At 30.3% G+C, this 15,614-nt stretch carries 16 protein-coding genes; 10 read left to right on the forward strand and 6 right to left on the reverse strand.

Features of this window, described 5'->3' with window-relative positions:
- Positions 1-13: 13 nt before the first annotated feature.
- The 3 genes from ABDX67_RS05605 to ABDX67_RS05615 are packed head-to-tail and all read right to left on the reverse strand — an operon-like array spanning position 14 to position 2,734.
- Positions 14-778 (reverse strand): shikimate dehydrogenase family protein, encoded by a 765-nt coding sequence (locus tag ABDX67_RS05605; protein WP_347173982.1) that lies wholly within the window; start codon positions 776-778, stop codon positions 14-16.
- Positions 750-1,766 (reverse strand): DUF368 domain-containing protein, encoded by a 1,017-nt coding sequence (locus ABDX67_RS05610; protein ID WP_347173983.1) that lies wholly within the window; start codon positions 1,764-1,766, stop codon positions 750-752. The genes ABDX67_RS05605 and ABDX67_RS05610 overlap by 29 nt, the downstream gene beginning before the upstream one ends.
- A gap of 47 nt (positions 1,767-1,813) precedes the next feature.
- Positions 1,814-2,734, reverse strand: a complete 921-nt coding sequence (locus ABDX67_RS05615) for a polyprenyl-phosphate transporter (RefSeq protein WP_347173984.1) — start codon at positions 2,732-2,734, stop codon at positions 1,814-1,816.
- A gap of 134 nt (positions 2,735-2,868) precedes the next feature.
- On the opposite strand from ABDX67_RS05615, the gene ABDX67_RS05620 reads away from it, so the two are divergent.
- Genes ABDX67_RS05620 through ABDX67_RS05630 form a run of 3 tightly spaced genes read left to right on the forward strand, consistent with a single transcriptional unit; the run spans position 2,869 to position 5,533 of the window.
- Positions 2,869-4,407, forward strand: coding sequence for an amidase (locus tag ABDX67_RS05620; RefSeq protein ID WP_347173985.1), 1,539 nt, complete (start codon positions 2,869-2,871; stop codon positions 4,405-4,407).
- Positions 4,408-4,417: 10 nt separating this feature from the next.
- Positions 4,418-5,146 carry an MBL fold metallo-hydrolase gene (locus ABDX67_RS05625; protein ID WP_347173986.1) on the forward strand — a complete coding sequence of 243 codons (729 nt, stop codon included), beginning with the start codon at positions 4,418-4,420 and terminating at the stop codon, positions 5,144-5,146.
- Between the two features lie 9 nt (positions 5,147-5,155).
- Positions 5,156-5,533, forward strand: a complete 378-nt coding sequence (locus ABDX67_RS05630) for a hypothetical protein (protein ID WP_347173987.1) — start codon at positions 5,156-5,158, stop codon at positions 5,531-5,533.
- Positions 5,534-5,591: 58 nt separating this feature from the next.
- Here the strand turns inward: ABDX67_RS05630 and ABDX67_RS05635 are convergent, their stop codons facing one another.
- On the reverse strand, positions 5,592-6,938 hold the full coding sequence (locus tag ABDX67_RS05635; RefSeq protein WP_347173988.1) for a tetratricopeptide repeat protein: 1,347 nt from the start codon (positions 6,936-6,938) through the stop codon (positions 5,592-5,594).
- Between the two features lie 315 nt (positions 6,939-7,253).
- Here ABDX67_RS05635 and pyrR point away from each other — a divergent pair, with 315 nt between their 5' ends.
- The 6 genes from pyrR to ABDX67_RS05665 are packed head-to-tail and all read left to right on the forward strand — an operon-like array spanning position 7,254 to position 11,145.
- Positions 7,254-7,796 carry a bifunctional pyr operon transcriptional regulator/uracil phosphoribosyltransferase PyrR gene (gene pyrR, locus ABDX67_RS05640; RefSeq protein ID WP_347173989.1) on the forward strand — a complete coding sequence of 181 codons (543 nt, stop codon included), beginning with the start codon at positions 7,254-7,256 and terminating at the stop codon, positions 7,794-7,796.
- A gap of 1 nt (position 7,797) precedes the next feature.
- On the forward strand, positions 7,798-8,727 hold the full coding sequence (locus ABDX67_RS05645; protein WP_347173990.1) for an aspartate carbamoyltransferase catalytic subunit: 930 nt from the start codon (positions 7,798-7,800) through the stop codon (positions 8,725-8,727).
- A gap of 23 nt (positions 8,728-8,750) precedes the next feature.
- Complete coding sequence (locus tag ABDX67_RS05650; RefSeq protein WP_347173991.1) at positions 8,751-9,083, forward strand: hypothetical protein; 333 nt, start codon at positions 8,751-8,753, stop codon at positions 9,081-9,083.
- 35 nt (positions 9,084-9,118) lie between these two features.
- Positions 9,119-9,436, forward strand: coding sequence for a T9SS type A sorting domain-containing protein (locus tag ABDX67_RS05655; RefSeq protein ID WP_347173992.1), 318 nt, complete (start codon positions 9,119-9,121; stop codon positions 9,434-9,436).
- On the forward strand, positions 9,433-10,347 hold the full coding sequence (locus ABDX67_RS05660) for a ribonuclease Z (protein ID WP_347173993.1): 915 nt from the start codon (positions 9,433-9,435) through the stop codon (positions 10,345-10,347). The genes ABDX67_RS05655 and ABDX67_RS05660 overlap by 4 nt, the downstream gene beginning before the upstream one ends.
- Positions 10,348-10,365: 18 nt before the next feature.
- The gene (locus ABDX67_RS05665; protein WP_347173994.1) at positions 10,366-11,145 is read left to right on the forward strand and encodes a response regulator transcription factor; all 780 of its coding nucleotides are present in this window, start codon (positions 10,366-10,368) and stop codon (positions 11,143-11,145) included.
- A gap of 172 nt (positions 11,146-11,317) precedes the next feature.
- Here the strand turns inward: ABDX67_RS05665 and ABDX67_RS05670 are convergent, their stop codons facing one another.
- Positions 11,318-11,680: a CoA-binding protein gene (locus ABDX67_RS05670; protein ID WP_347173995.1), complete on the reverse strand. Its 363-nt coding sequence runs from the start codon at positions 11,678-11,680 to the stop codon at positions 11,318-11,320.
- Between the two features lie 98 nt (positions 11,681-11,778).
- On the opposite strand from ABDX67_RS05670, the gene ABDX67_RS05675 reads away from it, so the two are divergent.
- Positions 11,779-14,160 carry a TonB-dependent receptor gene (locus tag ABDX67_RS05675; RefSeq protein WP_347173996.1) on the forward strand — a complete coding sequence of 794 codons (2,382 nt, stop codon included), beginning with the start codon at positions 11,779-11,781 and terminating at the stop codon, positions 14,158-14,160.
- A 96-nt stretch (positions 14,161-14,256) separates the two neighbouring features.
- Here the strand turns inward: ABDX67_RS05675 and ABDX67_RS05680 are convergent, their stop codons facing one another.
- Positions 14,257-15,264: a 3-oxoacyl-ACP synthase III family protein gene (locus tag ABDX67_RS05680; RefSeq protein ID WP_347173997.1), complete on the reverse strand. Its 1,008-nt coding sequence runs from the start codon at positions 15,262-15,264 to the stop codon at positions 14,257-14,259.
- Positions 15,265-15,614: the final 350 nt, after the last annotated feature.

Raw genomic sequence — 15,614 nt, forward strand, 5'->3', positions numbered from 1 at the left:
TTATAACAAAAAATTAGCGATTCCAAATTTGCCAAGATTTCTCAGCTTGTAGTTGTAACATTTCCAATCCGTTTTTAATCTTAGCACCTTTATTTTTACCGTTTTGTAAAAATGTAGTTATTGCCGGATTGTAGATTAAATCGTATAATAAATGTTGAGAAGTTATAAATTGATATGGAATATCTGGGCATAAATCTGTTTCAGGAAAAGTTCCTAAAGGCGTACAGTTAATAATTATTGTATGATTTGAGATTACTTCTTGTGAAAGAGTTGAATAGGAAATTTCATTTTCTTTTTGTGGATTTCTAGAAACAAAAACAAACTCGATTTGTAATTTCTTTAATGCAAAAGCAATTGCTTTTGACGCGCCACCAGTTCCTAAGATTAAAGCTTTTGTATGATGAATTTCTAACAATGGTTTTAAAGAATTTAAAAAGCCAAACACATCTGTATTAAAACCTTTAATGGTTCCGTTTTCTAAAAATTTGATGGTATTTACTGCACCAATTTCTTTCGCTTCATCATCTATTTCTGACAAATAAGGTAAGATTTCTTCTTTATACGGAATTGTAACATTCATTCCACATAAAGAATTCTGTTTCTTTAAAAGTGATGGAAAATCGTCAATAGATTGCAAATCAAAATTTTGATATTGATGATTGCTTAATTCTAATTCTTCGAACTTTTCTTTAAAAAATCCGCTAGAAAATGAATAGGAAATATTTTTTCCTAACAGTCCAAATAAATGTTTACTTTCTTGCTTTTTTTCTTCTATCATAATAATCTATTCCTAAAATTAATGCAACACCAATTACAATATAAAAAATGGCAAACCACGTTTCTGAATTCGAAAAATCTGGGAAATATCGTTCGTAATTCTGTATAATCTTATTTCCTTTTTTGTCTAATAAAAACACCTGGTTCTTAACTGCAAAAATTTTGTGTTTCCATGGCCAAACAATCCCTAAAGAACCTGCAATAAAACCAATAATTATTGCTGTAACTATTTGATGCCATCGTTTTAAAACATATCCTAAAATATGAGAAAATGACACCAATCCAAAAGCAGATCCAGCAGTAAAAACAGAAATTATCTTTAGATATCTTATATTTTCTGGAAGGTCTAAAACCTCAAAGTTCCCAGATAAAATTCCTGTAACAACGGTAAATAATCCGTTTACAGAATCTACCAAAAGCAACACATAATTTCCTAGCAAAATTAAAATAAATGAACCCGACAAACCTGGTAATGTCATTCCAGAAACACCGATAATTCCGCATAAAAACACAAACCATAAATTATCATTTTCTTGTGCTGGCGTCATAAAACTAATTCCTACTCCAACAGAAATTCCGATAACAAAAGAGAGTGTATTTTTTAAATTCCAATCGCCAAAATCTTTGTAGATATAAAAAACAGATCCGATAATCATTCCGAAAAACCAACTCCAAACATACAATTCGTAATGATGCAAAAGATAATCTAAAACTAAAGAAATGCTAAAGTAACTAAACATACTTCCGCCCATAATTAAGAGCAAAAATTGTCCGTTTACATATTGGTAAAAACTCTTAAATCGTCCATTAATTAGAAGTTTAAATGCTTTTAAATTTATCTTTTGAAAAGAATAAATTAATTCTTCGTAAAAACTCAACACAAAAGAAACTGTACCACCAGAAACTCCAGGAACTTTATTTGCTGCTCCCATTGCCAATCCTTTTAAAAAAAGTGAGGCTTTCTGTAAAAAAGTACGTTCAAATTTCATTTTAGACTTTCTTAAGATTGTTGTTTTCGACTACGCTCAGACAACTATTATTCTTTTTTAACCGCTAATTTTTCTAATAATAAAATCAACCCAAAACCAACAATTGCTAATCCAATTGCAAACAGCAATTGATTGTCTTCAAAAGCAAACGGAGAAACACTTTGTTGCTTTAACGGAACATCTATTCCGTGAGAATTGGTTCTCCATGTCAAGGTTTCTTTCCAAGGCCAAATTTTATTTAACGAACCAATAATAAATCCTGTTAAAACAGCTAATGTGTAGTTTTTAAATTTCGTAAATAACCATTTTAAAACTCTAGAAAAAGTTAATAATCCTACAACTGCTCCTGCAGCAACAATTGCAATCGTTGTAAAATCTCTATTATTTACTGCAGCTAAAACTGGTTTATACGCTCCTAATAACACTAAAATAAATGCTCCAGAAATTCCAGGTAAAATCATAGCACAAATTGCCAAAGCAGCTGCTAAAAATAAAAACAATGAAGAAGAACTTTCTGTAACTAACGGATTTAACGTTGTAATATAATAAGCCAAACCAGCGCCAAGAACTAGTAAAACAAAAGTTAAGGTGTTCCATTTTGTAATTTGCTTAGCAATGTAAATAATACTTGCCAACACCAAACCAAAAAAGAACGACCACAACATAATTGGTTCGTTTTCTAACATCCATTTTATGGCTTTTGCCAAAGAAACAATACTGACAAAAATTCCGATAAATAATGATAATAGAAATGAGCCATTAACTTGTTTCCAAGCAGCTTTTATTCCGTTTGATTTTAAGGTTTTTAGCAAACTTAAATTCACGTTACTAATTGACGTTAGCAATTCTTCATAAATTCCAGAAATAAAAGCAATCGTTCCGCCAGAAACTCCAGGCACAACATCTGCTGCTCCCATTGCCATTCCTTTTAATCCGATTACAACAAAATCTTTAATTGTTCTACTCATCTGTTTGGTTTGTTTTTTTTAGTAAAACGAAGATACACGAAATTGTGAAAACAGCGATATTGTAATTTTATTTAGTTTGAAACTAAGCATTTAAAAACTTAACTTAGCCTACTATTCTCATCAAACTAGAAATTATGCATAGAAAAATAGCACTTTTTTCATTTTTTACAGTGTTGCTAATTGGTTGTGATCATCAAAAAGAAACACCCATAAATGTCTCTGAACTTACCATTTCTCAAATTCATGATTCTTATCAAAAAGAAAATTACACGAGTGAAGAATTGGTAAAAGAATACATCAAAAGAATTAAAGAGCACGATTCTGAAATCAATTCAATATCCATAATTAATCCTGATGCAATTTCTAGAGCGAAAGCATTGGATGAAGAATTTCAGAAAACCAACAAATTAAGACCGCTTCACGGAATACCAATTATTATAAAAGATAATATCAACACAAAAAATCTTCCAACAACTGGTGGCGCTTTGGCTTTAAAGGATTTTATTCCAGAAGAAAACGCATTTGTTATCAATAAATTAATTGACGCTGGAGCAATTATTATTGCAAAATCGAATATGGCAGAATGGGCTTTTTCTGCAATGCATACAGAAAGTTCAACAAAAGGAACGACTCGAAATCCTTATAATTTAGCATATGTTCCGGCTGGATCAAGCGGAGGAACTGCAGCTTCTGTTGCTGCAAATTTCGGAACAATTGGATTAGGAACTGACACTGGAAATTCTATTCGAGGACCTTCTTCGCATAATGCATTGGTCGGATTTAGAACTACGCTCGGATTGATTAGTAGAGAAGGAATTATTCCGTTGTTTTTAAGAAATGATGTTGTTGGCCCAATGGGAAGAACTGTTGAAGATGCAACTCGTGTGTTAGAAATTATGGTAGGAATTGATCCAAAAGATAAAATAACTTCCTATTCTGAAGGAAAAACTTTTAAAAATTACACGCAGTTTTTAAATAAAGACGGATTAAAAGGCGCTAGAATCGGAGTTTTAAGAGAATTAAGTGAAGACAATGTTGATGCTGAAGTAAAAGTTTTATTTGAAAAAGCAATTGTAGATTTAGAATCATTAGGCGCAAAAATTATCGACCCAATTGTTGTTCCAAATTTTGCGGAATTACGTCAAAATCAATGGTGTTCTGAGTTTAAAAAAGATGTTGAAGAATATTTAGCAACCTATGTTAAAAACGATACTATAAAAACTATTGAAGATATTATCAGAATTGGTAGCACTTCAAAATATGCAAGCGATAATCTATTATCTGCAAGCAAAAAGTTTACGCGTTGGGGCGATGTAAAAGAGAAATGTTTGGATGCATATAAAGATCCAAGAAGAATTGCTTTTAGAGAAGCAATTGAAAAAGTAATGGATTCTTTACAATTAGACGCCATTATTTATCCAACTTGGAATAATAAACCCGCAAGAATCGATTTCTTTGAAAAAGAATATTTGGGCGATAACAATCAAATTATTGCGCCACATACTGGGCAACCAGCTTTTACTGTTCCGATGGGATTTACAAAAGGAAATTTACCAGCAGGAATTCAATTTTTGGGTAGAATGTATGCAGAACCAACGTTGATAAAACTTGCCTATTCTTACGAACAAGGAACATTACATAGAAAAGAACCAAAATTAAAATCAAATAAATAAAACAATACACATGAAAAAAATGATATTCTTATTTCTGATTGCAGTAGTTTCAATCAGTTGTAAAACAAAAGAAGAAGCTAAATTAGTGATAACGCCAATTGAACACGGAACAGCTGTTTTTACATTGGATAAGCTAACAGTATTTATTGATCCAACAGGAAATGCAGATGCGTTTGCTAACTTTTCTGCTCCAAATTATATTTTTATTACGGATATTCATGGAGATCATTTAAGTATAAAAACATTGGAATCTTTAGATTTATCTGAAACAACAATTGTTGCTCCAAAAGCGGTTGCAGAAAAATTACCAGAAGGAATTGCAAAAGAAATCATCATCATGAATAACGGAGAAGAAAAAACATTTGGTGTTTTAAAAGCTGAGGCAATTCCGATGTACAATCTTAGAGAAGAAGCGTTAAAGTTTCATACAAAAGGAAGAGGAAATGGCTATGTTTTTACCATTGCCAATCAGCGAATTTATTTTTCTGGCGATACAGAAGACATTCCAGAAATGCGCGCATTAAAAAATATTGACAAAGCTTTTGTTTGTATGAATTTACCGTACACAATGACTATTGAAAGTGCTGCTGATGCGGTGTTGGAATTCAAACCAAAAGAAGTATATCCGTATCATTATAGAGGAACTGGTGGTTTAAGTGATGTTGCAAAATTTAAAAGTTTGGTAAACGCTGGAAATAGCGATATTAACGTTGTTCAATTGAATTGGTATTTGAAATAGGAAATTAAAATGAAAAAAATTTTAACCACAGTATTAATTACTTTTTTTACTATTGGATTATCATTTGCACAAATAAAAGTTACAGGAAAAATATATAGAGATACTACATTAACAAAACCTTTTCCAAGAGTAAAAGTTATTTTAAGATCCGAGAATAGTAAAAAAGTAGTAAGATCAAAAAGAGATGGAAATTATTACATTCAAAAGAAAGATTTAGAAGGGAAAGTTCAAATCGAATTTAGGAAGAAAGGATATATTGATATAATAATTGATTTACCAAAAAATAAATCCAAATTTGAATTTGATATTGTTCTTAGAAAAATTTCTGGACCACACAGTAAAGTTCATTTTGGAATGTCAAAAGTAATAAGGCGGAAATTAAATTAATACAAAAAAACCGAGTTAACAAACTCGGTTTTTTATTTATAAACTTTTCAGAACAGTATTATTCCGTAGCTTTCAAGTAATTCTGTATAATTGTTTGCACATTTTCATTATCAAAAACTGTTGGATACAATTCTTCAATAATCTTTCTGTAATCTTCGTCAATTGCGAGTCCGTTTTTTAAATGAATCAAAGCATATTTTTCCTTAGAAGTCAACATAAACAAACCACACAAACGATATTCTATTTCTGCAAATTGCTTGTAGGTGTTTTTAGCTTTGATAATCACTTTTAAAGCATCTTTAAACTCGCCCAAAAACAATAAAACATCCGCCAAACCAACATAAATCTCTAAAGATTGGTCGTCTAAATCTAAACACTTTTCAAAAGCTTTTACCGCTTCTTCATAAAAGTTTAATTTTAAATTGATCTCTGCATATTTTCTCCAATACATTGGGTTTGAATCATCAATATGCAAGGCTTTTTTAATATAATACAAAGCTTTTTGATATTCTTTTTCTTCTTGAAATAAATTGGTTAGCAACAACCAAGCCTTGTCTAATAACGGATCTTCATGCACCGCTTTTTTAAAGTATTTTGTTGCAGCATCTAAATCGTTTAATTTGTGATAACATTCTCCAATTCTTACAAATACAAATGCTGTTGGATCGTCTAATTCTAACGTAATTAAATAATTCTGAATTGCTTCTTCGTATCGTTTTAATTCTTCTAACGTTTTTGCTTTTTCTAAATATCCGCCAATAAAAGATTCATCAATAAGTACCGCATAATCAAAAGCTCTTAACGCTTCTTTAAATCTATTTAACACAAAATATTGTCTTCCTAATTGATGCCAAGCAACTTCACAAAACGGGTTTGTGTCTATATAATTTGTTAAATACACAATTGCTTCTTCGTGGTTATTTTCCATGTCAAAACAATACACAACATTATATAAAGACGAATAATCTTCATAATCTACATCAATACAATTGGCAAAATTTAGTCGCGCATTTTCAAAATCGTCTAAATACAAATATTCCATACCAACCATAGACCAAATATCTACAGGATCATCCGTAACCGCTAAAATCTTATTCAATGTTTGTATCGCTTCAACATGTTTATCGTTTTTAGATAAAATAATTGCTTTCTGAATCAACAATTCTTCATTGTTTGGAGCAATTGCTTCTATTTCGTTGATTAAAGAAGTTGCATTTTGTAGTTTGTCTTCAAAAATTAACAGCTCAACTTTTAATAATTTTAACACGATAGAAGTTGGATGCTGCTCCAAACCTAACTTTACTGCTTTGTTTGCTAAAGAATGCTTTCCGTTATCTAAATAATGCTGAATGATTTCTTCAAACTCAACAGAGTCAAAGAAGTACACACTATTTGTTTTTAACATGGATTCGAATTTTGATAGTGACATAGGCTTCTGATTTTATCATCAAAAGGAAAAAACAAAAATGAATATTCCTTTATTATTCGATTAAATAAGCTGTAATAATCTGATTATATTACATAAATAAAAGTACTACAAGTCTTGGCGCACTTTTATAAAAAACACTTTACTTTTCAACAAATTAATTAACAAAAATTACGCCTTTTTTAAAATGCTTTTCAGTAAAATTTTGCGAATCCTTTTATTTACACTAATTTTGCTTAGTATTAATTATCAGTTTTACTGATTTATTCCAGATTAAATCTGGGCATTTTTCTTATGAGCTCGAAGGTATTATTAAACTCGAAAGAAATTGAAATCATCTTACATCGACTAGCGTGTCAGCTTATCGAAAACCATAACGATTTTTCTAACACTGTTTTAATTGGTTTACAACCAAGAGGCATTTATTTGGCTAATAGAATTGCAACTATTTTAGTAAACGATTACAATATCAAAGATTTAAAATTAGGCTTTCTAGACATTACTTTTTATAGAGATGATTTTAGAAGAAGAGATTCTCCGATTGATGCAAGCAGTACAAAAATCGATTTTTTAATTGAAGATAAAAACGTGGTTTTAATTGATGATGTTTTATTTTCTGGACGAAGTATTAGAGCTGGTTTATCTGCAATAAACGATTTTGGAAGACCAAATTTGGTGGAATTATTAGTGTTGATTGACAGACGTTTTAGCAGACATTTACCAATTCAGCCAAATTATAGAGGAAGACAAGTTGATGCTATCAACCAAGAAAAAGTAAAAGTTTGTTGGAAAGAAACACACAAAAAGGACGTAGTTTATTTAGAACAGAATTCATAAAATGAAACAACTAAGCGTAGACCATTTATTAGGCATAAAATATCTGAACAAAAACGATATTAATCTTATTTTTGAAACTGCCGATCATTTTAAAGAAGTTATCAATAGACCAATTAAAAAAGTTCCTTCGCTTAGAGATATTACAATTGCCAATCTATTTTTTGAAAACAGCACAAGAACAAAACTCTCTTTTGAATTGGCTGAAAAACGACTTTCTGCGGATATTATCAACTTTTCTGCAAGTCAATCTTCTGTAAAAAAAGGAGAAACTTTAATTGATACGGTAAACAATATTTTATCAATGAAAGTTGATATTGTGGTGATGCGTCATCCAAATGTTGGCGCTGGCGTTTTCTTATCAAAACATGTTGATGCAAAAATTATAAATGCTGGTGATGGCACACACGAACATCCAACACAAGCATTGCTAGATTCGTATTCTATTAGAGAAAAACTAGGAAGTGTAAAAGGTAAAAAAATTGTAATTGTTGGCGATATTTTACATTCTAGAGTAGCATTATCAAACATTTTTGCACTGCAATTACAAGGTGCAGAAGTGAAAGTTTGCGGGCCAACAACGTTAATTCCGAAATACATTACAAGCTTAGGAGTTACTGTAGAAACCAACTTAAAAAAAGCATTAAACTGGTGTGATGTTGCCAATGTTTTACGTGTACAACACGAACGAATGGATGTTAATTATTTTCCTTCAACCAGAGAATACACGCAACTTTTCGGAATCAATCAACAAGTGTTAGACAGCTTAGACAAGAAGATTGTGATTATGCATCCAGGACCAATAAATCGTGGTGTAGAAATTACAAGTGATGTTGCAGATTCTAACGATTCTATTATTTTAAATCAGGTTGAAAATGGCGTCGCCGTTAGAATGGCAGTTATTTATTTACTGGCGCAACAGATTAAAAGATAATTTATTTTCTTAATCCTTTTCTTATGAAAATTTCTCAAAAAGACAGTTATATACTTATTTCATCAACCGAAAATTCTTTTACTGAATTTATAAATGCGTTTCAAGCAGAAAAATTAGATACTGCAAAAAATCATATGGTTCTTGAACTTTCTGAAAACCTTAACACAACCGTAAACGATTTGTCTCTATTTTTGGATATCGCTACAAATTACAGAGCAAATGGCATGTCTTTTGTAGTAATTTGTAACGGAATCGACATTGACGAAATTCCTGATGAAATTAATGTTGTACCTACATTACAAGAAGCAGAAGATGTTCTAGAAATGGAAGCAATAGAAAGAGATTTAGGGTTTTAAAACTGATTTCTTTTTTAAATAACAACAACTAACAAATGGTAAAAAAACTACTTTTTATTCTATTTTTATGTTTTTCTACAGCCGTTTTTTCTCAGAAAACGTTGCAGAAATTAGCTGCTGCTCCAAACCCATTTTTTAGTAAAACAACCATACAATTTAATACCACAAAAAATCAAACTGTTTTTTTAGTCGTTAAAAATGTCTTAGGAAAAACTGTTTTTTCAAAAACTTATTCAACAAAAAAAGGCATTAATAAAATTACTTTTAACAGAGATAATTTACAATCTGGAATGTATATTTATGCAATTAGAAGTAGCAATGAAATGGTTTCGAAACGCTTTGTAATTAAATGAATTTAGAGCTAACTATTTTAGGTTGTCATTCTGCTACACCAAGAGTAAACTCACATCCAACAGCGCAATATTTAGAAATAAATAACAGTCATTTTTTAATTGATTGTGGCGAAGGAACCCAACGTCAAATGCGAAAATACAAAGTTGGTTTTGCAAAAATCAATCATATTTTTATTTCTCATTTACACGGCGATCATTTCTTTGGATTGATTGGTTTAATTTCTACATTCGGAATTTTAAATCGAGAAAAAGAATTGCATATTTATGGTCCAAAAGGCATCAAAGAAGTTACTAATTTGCAATTAAAAGTTTCAAAATCGTATGCCAAGTTCGATATTATTTTTCATGAATTAACATCAAAAAACAGCGAACTTATTTTTGAAGATGATAAAGTTTCTGTTACTACAATTCCGTTAAATCACAGAGTATATACAAACGGTTATTTGTTTAGAGAAAAAGCTGGTGCTAGAAAATTGCACATAGAAAATGTTCAGCAATATTCAGAAATACAAACTTGCGATTATCACAACATAAAAGCAGGAAAAGATGTGGTTTTAGAAAGTGGAGAAATCATCAAAAACGAAGAATTAACATTGCCGCCAGCGAAAACAAAAAGTTATGCTTTTTGTAGCGATACTTCATACAAAGAAGACATTGTTCCGATTATAAAAGATGTAGATTTACTGTATCACGAAGCTACTTTTTTATCTGACCGAGAAGATTTAGCAAAAAAAACAAAACATTCTACCGCAAAACAAGCTGCGCAAATTGCATTGCAAGCAAATGTAAATCAGTTAGTTATTGGTCATTATTCAAGTAGATATAAAAACATCGAATTATTTAAAGAAGAAGCAGAGAAAATTTTTTCGAAAGTTACTTTAGCAGAAGCAGGAAAAAAGATATCTTTATAAGGTAATTAACCCCTTATAATGTCCCTTTTAAATAATCAATCAATAAACACGATTTATAACGAAATTTTTGATTCATATCCCAATATTGAAGTCAAAGAACATATCAATAAATTAATTGAACTCGATTATTATTATCCGTACAACACTACTTTTTTTTGCATCACAAATACCGCCAATCAGAATTTTGAATTTATAAGTAAAAATTTTACTGCTTGTACAGGTTTATCAAAAGATAAAATGATTGAAGGCGGCATGAATTATTTTTGGTCGTTGTTTCATAAAGACGATATAAATCCATGGTTAGATTGCTTAAAAGAACTCATGAATTTTACGATGACCGAATTAACAGACGAGCAACGAAAAAGAATGAGTTACACTTGGAATTACAGAATAAAAAATGCAAAAGGAAACTATGTAACTATCATTCAGAATACTACTCCAATTCAGTTCGATGATCAAAACAAGCCGATGATTGGTTTGGCACATTATACTGTTTTAGAATGTGATTTAAACATGGATATCTGTGCTTGCGCAAAGTATTTAAACGACAAAAACGAGTACGAAACATTGTTTTATAAAAATGTTTCGAACACCAATTTGTTAGATGTTATTAGCAATAGAGAAAGAGATATTATTCGTTTATTAATTACAAATAAATCTAGCAAACAGATTGCTGAAAGCTTAAACATTAGCAAACACACAGTAGATACTCACAGAAGAAATATTCTAAAAAAGTTAAATCTAACCTCTACAATAGAACTAAGCAGTTATCTTAAAACAAACTCTAATTTAATTTAATTTTAGAAAATACTCACAATGAGTATTGTATCAAATTAAGAGAACTGCTACCTTTACAATGAAATTCAACGACAACTTTTTTTTGTAAATTGGATTGGCTTTTTAAAGTATTTATTAGGGGATAAAAACATTTGAAAAAGAAAATTTACAAGCCAATTCAATTTACTTTTTTTTAATATTGATTGATGCTTAAAAGTACTAATGTACAAGCAACTTCCGTTTTAATATTCTTTTGTTTTAGCAACTCTTCAAATTCACTATTTTCTGTTCCTGGATTAAAAATTACACGTTTTGGTTTTAATCCAATTATATACTCATAATATTCTTTTTGCCTGGTTGGATTTAAATATAAAGTTACCGTATTAATATCTTTAAATGGTACTTTTTCTACTTCAATTGTTACATCTAAAACAGTTCCTTTTTTTGCACCAACAGCAAAAACTTTAATGTTGTTAGCTCTTAATTTAAGAATTGCTTTATTTGAATAACGCTCAGTGTTTACTGACGCTCCGAGTACTAAAGTAGTTTTTTTCATTTTGTTAATTAAAAGTTAAAGACTGTTAAAGTCTGTAACAAATATATGAAATCTTATGTCTACTTAGCATCAAATCAAAACAACTTAAAATACATTTTATGAAAAAATTAATCCTACTTTTTGTCTTAACATTTAGTATTAGCTCCTACGCTCAATTAGACAAAAGTAAAATTGCTAAACCAGGAACAATTACTGGTAAGGTAGTAGATAAAACAACAAAAGAAACCTTACCATACGTTAATATTGTAATTAAAGATACAGCCAAAAAAATTATTACTGGCGGGATTACAGATTTAGAAGGAAATTTTAAAGTAAAAGATATTCCTGAAGGAATTAGTTTGGTTGAAATTCAATTTATTGGGTATAAAACTTTTTCTAAAGAAATAAATATCAAAAATGGAAATAACAGACTAAGTCTTGGTACAATCCCATTATCAGAAGATGCAACCAATTTAGATGAAGTTGAAATACGAGCAGAACTTTCTACCGTTACCCAAAAAATTGACAGAAAAGTTATTAATGTTGGTAAAGATCTAACTGCTGCAGGAGCAACAGCTTCAGAATTATTAAACAATGTACAATCTGTAAGTGTTGATAGCCAAACTGGCGCATTAAGTTTACGTGGCAACAATAATGTTAGAGTTTTAGTTGATGGCAAACCAACAAATATTAGCACAGCGCAATTATTACAACAAATTCCGTCTACATCAATTAAAAGTATTGAATTAATTACAAATCCGTCCGCAAAATACAATCCAGAAGGAATGAGTGGAATTATAAATATTATTTTAAATAAAAGCGCAAATATTGGTTTTAACGGATCTGTAAACACCGGAATTACACAAGGAGAAAACACAAGATATAATGGTTCGATAGACATGAACTATAAAACTGGAAATGTAAATTTTTACACCAATTACGGATTTAATAAAGGAGATCAGCACAATTTTGGAAATGTTACAAGAACAGGGTCAAATGCTTCATTACAAGAGTTTGACTTTTTAAATAGTAACGAATCTCACTTAATAAAATTTGGTGCAGATTTCTATATTAGTGATAAAAAAACGTTCTCAGTATATACAACTCAAAATTTTACTGATGTATTTGGAATGGGATCAACAAAAGTTTCACAAAACGGAAACTTGTTAATTAATGCGCCATTTGAATCTGATTTAAGTGGAATTACATCTAGCGTTTATAATATGAACTACAAAGTAGATTTTGAAAAGAAAGGACATAATTTAGAATTGGAAGCAACATTTTCTGAATCTAAACAACCAGAAACTGCAATATATCGTCAGTTAATTACCCCAAGTTCTTATACAAATCTTGTAAAAAATAATAGAAATAACACCTTGTTAAATATCGATTATACAAATCCTGTTTCAGAAAATGCAAAAGTAGAATTAGGTGCAGAAGTTCGCATCAATAAAACATCAAATACAAATACCACATCGCAAGCAGGGTTTAACAATTCTTCATTTACATATGACAGAACTATTCTTTCTTCTTACTTTAACTACGGTTATAAAATTAACAAAGTAACAATGCAATTAGGTGCTAGAATAGAATTATATACTGTTGATGGCTTGTTTAATGAAGAAACAAAACCTTCTGCAAATTACAAGAGCGACATCTTTAGTTTATATCCTTCAGCATTTGTAACTTACAATCCATCAGAAAAAAACCAATGGCAATTTAGTTATAGCAGAAGAGTTGATAGACCATCGATTCAGCAAGTTAACCCTATTAGAGAATGGAGTACTCCTTTAGTAACTTCTTTAGGGAACCCAAATTTATTACCACAATTTACCAACTCTTTTGAAGTAAACTATACAAGACAAATAAATGGTGGCTCTGTAACTGTTGGAACATTCTTTAGAAGAGTAAATGATGAAATTTCTACCATCTTATACAAAGACCCAAATGATGCAACTGACACAAAACAAATAAAATCTGATGCAAATTTTGATGGAAATAATAGATATGGATTTGAAATGTCTACCAATTATAAAATTACAAATTGGTGGAGAGCAAATGCGAGTTTAGATTTCTATTCTCAAACATTAAAAGGTTTGGTTGCTAACGTACAAAGTGAAATTACAAACACCGCTTTAAATCTAAGAGTAAGCAATAGTTTTACAGCAACAAAGAATTTACGCTTTCAATTATTTGCAATGTATAGAGGTGCAAACAAGAATTTACAATTTGATATTTCTCCAATGTGGATGATAAATACAGGAGCAAATTATAGAGTTTTAGACGGAAAAGGAAACTTTACTTTTAGAGTAAACGATATTTTTAACTCAATGAAATTTAAGTTTAACTCTACAACGCCATTTACACAAACTGGTCAATTTCAAGGAGAAAATCAATCAGCATATATTGGCTTTAACTACAGGTTTGGCGGCGGAAAAAATCGTGCAAAAAGCAGAAGAAATAGAGACAACAACGAAAAACAAGGCGGTAGCTTTCTATAATATTATTATACAACCAAGTTAGTATTTGAATTAAAAAAAAACCGAAGCAAATGCTTCGGTTTTTTTATTGTTTATCTTTTTTTATGTTTTTTATAACTACCAACGCATAATTACAGAACCCCAAGTAAATCCACTACCAAAAGCAGCCAATACAACCAAGTCGTTGTCTTTTACTTTACCTAATTCCCATGCTTCTGTTAACGCAATAATTACAGATGCTGCAGTTGTATTTCCATATTTCATAATATTATTATACACTTTATCATCTTCTAATCTAAACTTACGTTGAATAAATTGCGCAATTCTTAAATTTGCTTGATGCGGTATTAACATATCAATATCTTCTTTTTGCAAACCATTTGCTTCTAAACCTTCTACAATTGCTTCAGAAAAACGAGTTACAGCGTGTTTAAATACAAATTGTCCGTTCATATATGGATAATACGAAACATCTTCTGGATTGTTTTCTGCCATAATTTCTGGAACCCAACGAGAAGTTGAAGGACCTTCTAAAACCAATTCTTTAGCGTGTTTTCCTTCAGAATGTAAGTGAGACGATAAAATTCCTTTTCCTTTTTCTTCTGTTCTCGACAAAACTGCTGCTCCTGCTCCATCTCCAAAAATTACAGAAACATTTCTTCCTCTTGTAGATTTTTCTAATCCGCCAGAATGATTTTCTGATCCTATGACCAAAATGTTTTTATACATTCCGGTTTTTATAAATTGATCTGCAACCGACATCGAATAAATAAAACCAGAACATTGATTACGAACATCCAATGCGCCAATTGTTGGCATTTCTAACATTTCTTGAATTTGAACTCCGCCACCAGGAAAATACATATCTGGACTTAAAGTTGCAAACACAATAAAATCGATATCATCTTTAGTTAATCCCGCGCGTTCAATGGCAATTTTAGCAGCTTTTGCTCCCATTACTGCAGTTGTATCTCCCGTTTTAGGATCAATCCATCTGCGTTCTTTAATTCCTGTTCTTTCTTGGATCCACTCGTCACTTGTTTCCATCCACTGTTTCAAGTCATCATTTGTTACAACATTTTCTGGAACGTAATAACCTAAACCTGTTATTTTTGAATTATACATACTTTTTTATGTCTTTTTTATGTTTTAAAATTTAGTCTATCAAACTTACTAAATTTATTTATATATTTACAACTTGTAAGTGGTTTACAAAAAGCACAAACAACTATAACCAAACTAAAAGGAGCGTCAATATTTTATATTGGCGTTTTTTTTATGTCAGTTTGTCACAAATTTTCTTTTGGTATTTTATTTGACTATTAGTAAATGAAATAAACGAATTGTCTGTTCGAGTGAATTTTGAGGAACAATAAAATTAGTATCGAGAAAAAAGACTTCTCGATACAATTTTCAAAAAAAGAAAATCACCCGAAGTGACAGTAATAAATTAAAAATCTAAAATAAATATAAAA

It is taken from the genome of Polaribacter uvawellassae (genome assembly GCF_039748955.1).
Classification (GTDB): domain Bacteria; phylum Bacteroidota; class Bacteroidia; order Flavobacteriales; family Flavobacteriaceae; genus Polaribacter; species Polaribacter uvawellassae.

What these genes read in the sequence shown, in the direction of transcription:
- ABDX67_RS05605 (WP_347173982.1), bottom strand. Translation starts at nt 778, where the DNA reads ATGATAGAAGAAAAAAAGCAAGAAAGTAAACATTTATTTGGACTGTTA.
- ABDX67_RS05610 (WP_347173983.1), bottom strand. Translation starts at nt 1,766, where the DNA reads ATGAAATTTGAACGTACTTTTTTACAGAAAGCCTCACTTTTTTTAAAA.
- ABDX67_RS05615 (WP_347173984.1), bottom strand. Translation starts at nt 2,734, where the DNA reads ATGAGTAGAACAATTAAAGATTTTGTTGTAATCGGATTAAAAGGAATG.
- ABDX67_RS05620 (WP_347173985.1), top strand. Translation starts at nt 2,869, where the DNA reads ATGCATAGAAAAATAGCACTTTTTTCATTTTTTACAGTGTTGCTAATT.
- ABDX67_RS05625 (WP_347173986.1), top strand. Translation starts at nt 4,418, where the DNA reads ATGAAAAAAATGATATTCTTATTTCTGATTGCAGTAGTTTCAATCAGT.
- ABDX67_RS05630 (WP_347173987.1), top strand. Translation starts at nt 5,156, where the DNA reads ATGAAAAAAATTTTAACCACAGTATTAATTACTTTTTTTACTATTGGA.
- ABDX67_RS05635 (WP_347173988.1), bottom strand. Translation starts at nt 6,938, where the DNA reads ATGTTAAAAACAAATAGTGTGTACTTCTTTGACTCTGTTGAGTTTGAA.
- pyrR (WP_347173989.1), top strand. Translation starts at nt 7,254, where the DNA reads ATGAGCTCGAAGGTATTATTAAACTCGAAAGAAATTGAAATCATCTTA.
- ABDX67_RS05645 (WP_347173990.1), top strand. Translation starts at nt 7,798, where the DNA reads ATGAAACAACTAAGCGTAGACCATTTATTAGGCATAAAATATCTGAAC.
- ABDX67_RS05650 (WP_347173991.1), top strand. Translation starts at nt 8,751, where the DNA reads ATGAAAATTTCTCAAAAAGACAGTTATATACTTATTTCATCAACCGAA.
- ABDX67_RS05655 (WP_347173992.1), top strand. Translation starts at nt 9,119, where the DNA reads ATGGTAAAAAAACTACTTTTTATTCTATTTTTATGTTTTTCTACAGCC.
- ABDX67_RS05660 (WP_347173993.1), top strand. Translation starts at nt 9,433, where the DNA reads ATGAATTTAGAGCTAACTATTTTAGGTTGTCATTCTGCTACACCAAGA.
- ABDX67_RS05665 (WP_347173994.1), top strand. Translation starts at nt 10,366, where the DNA reads ATGTCCCTTTTAAATAATCAATCAATAAACACGATTTATAACGAAATT.
- ABDX67_RS05670 (WP_347173995.1), bottom strand. Translation starts at nt 11,680, where the DNA reads ATGAAAAAAACTACTTTAGTACTCGGAGCGTCAGTAAACACTGAGCGT.
- ABDX67_RS05675 (WP_347173996.1), top strand. Translation starts at nt 11,779, where the DNA reads ATGAAAAAATTAATCCTACTTTTTGTCTTAACATTTAGTATTAGCTCC.
- ABDX67_RS05680 (WP_347173997.1), bottom strand. Translation starts at nt 15,264, where the DNA reads ATGTATAATTCAAAAATAACAGGTTTAGGTTATTACGTTCCAGAAAAT.